This is a genomic window from Parvibaculum sp., assembly GCF_035511255.1.
Classification (GTDB): Bacteria; Pseudomonadota; Alphaproteobacteria; order Parvibaculales; family Parvibaculaceae; genus Parvibaculum.
Map to the genome: position 1 here is coordinate 1 of NZ_DATKFR010000374.1, position 1902 is coordinate 1902.

Annotated in this window: 1 protein-coding gene; it reads right to left on the reverse strand. The window is 64.6% G+C overall.

Annotation, left to right across the window (positions count from 1 at the left end; all coding sequences use genetic code 11):
- A partial coding sequence (locus tag VMR03_RS14465; RefSeq protein WP_325406428.1) for an adenosylcobalamin-dependent ribonucleoside-diphosphate reductase occupies window positions 1–1902 on the reverse strand: 1902 nt, incomplete at its 5' end.

Sequence of the window (1902 nt, forward strand, 5' to 3'; positions counted from 1 at the left end):
TCAACTGCACTTCGAGAAGCCGCATGAGGTGCAGGTCTCGCAACCTTCCTGCTGGATCATCGCGCGCTCGCCGCAACGCGGACAGCCCTTGAGCTTCACCGCGCGCGTGCCCGGCTCGACAGGTTCGCCGACGACGGCGCGGATCGCTTCGGCGACGGGATGCCCGTCTTCCTTCGTGATGAAGCCCGTGTCGATCATGTGCTGCTCGATCACCTCGCCGATGGCGGCCAAGAGGCTCGGCACATAGCGGCCCTTCATCCATGAGCCGCCCCGCGGATCGAAGACCGCCTTCAATTCCTCGACGACGAAGGTGACGTCGCCGCCGCGGCGGAAGACCGCCGAGATCATGCGGGTCAGCGCGACCGTCCAGGCGTAATGCTCCATGTTCTTCGAGTTGATGAAAATCTCGAAGGGGCGGCGCCTGCCGTCCTGCACGATGTCGTTGATCGTGATGTAGATCGCGTGGTCGCTTTCGGGCCATTGCAGCTTGTAGGTGAAGCCGGGCAGCACCGTCTCGCGTTCGAGCGGCTTCGACATATAGACGATGCCGTCCTTTTCGTAAGGCGTCGGCTTCTGCGGCGCGTTGAGGGCCAGCGCCGGCTGCGCCTCCTCCGCCTTCGGCGCGGGCTCGACCGAGAGCACGGAACCGCGCACCTCGCTCGGGCGGTAGGTCGTGCAGCCCTTCAGGCCCTTCTCATAGGCTTCCATGTAGACGTTCCTGAACGCCTCGAAGGAAATGTCTTCCGGCACGTTGATCGTTTTCGAGATCGAGCTGTCGATGTAATCCTGCGCGGCGGCCTGCACGGCGAGATGCTCGGCCGGCGTCAGTTCCTGTGCATTGACGAAATAGTCGGGCAGCGCCGCCGTCTCGCCGAAGGTCTCGTGGAATTTCGCGACCGCGTAGTCGACGACCTTTTCCTCGCGCCGCGTGCCGTCCGGCATCAGCACCTTGCGCGTATAGGCATAGGCGAAGACAGGCTCGATGCCGGACGAGACATTGCCGGCGAAAAGCGAGATCGTGCCGGTCGGCGCAATCGAGGTCACGAGTGCATTGCGGATGCCGTGTTTCGCGATCGCCGCGCGCACGTCCTCGTCGAGCGCCCTGATCGTCTCGCCCGCGAGATAGGCGTCGGCGTCGTAAAGCGGGAAGGCGCCCTTCTCGCCGGCGATTTCGGCCGAAGCGAGATAGGCGGCGCGGGAAAGCGCATGCATCCATGTGCGGATCAGCGCAATCGACGCGTCGGAGCCATAGCGCGAGCGGCACATGATGAGCGCGTCGGCGAGGCCCGTGACGCCGAGGCCGATGCGGCGCTTCATCTTCGCTTCCTGCGCCTGGGCGGCCAGGGGAAAGCGCGAGACGTCGATGGTGTTGTCCATGGCGCGCACGGCGACGGAGACGAGGTCGGCCAGCTCCGCCTCGTCGATGCGCGCATTTTCGGTGAAGGGGTCCTTCACCAGCGCCGCGAGATTGATCGAGCCGAGAAGGCAGGCGCCATAGGGCGGCAGCGGCTGCTCGCCGCAGGGATTGGTCGCGTGGATCGTCTCGCAATAATGGAGATTGTTCCGCGCATTGATGCGGTCGATGAAGATCACGCCCGGCTCGGCATAGGCATAGGTCGCGGCGATGATCCTGTCCCAGAGCGCGCGCGCCCTCAGCGTCTTGTAGGTTTCGCCGTTAAAGACGAGGTGCCAGTCGGCATCGGCCTTCACCGCCGCCATGAAGGCGTCGGTCGCGAGCACCGAAAGGTTGAACATGGTGAGACGGCCCGGCTCGCGTTTTGCCTCGATGAAAGCCTCGATATCCGGGTGGTCGCAGCGCATCACCGCCATCATCGCGCCGCGCCGCGAACCCGCCGACATGATGGTGCGGCACATCGCGTCCCAGACATCCATGAAGGACAG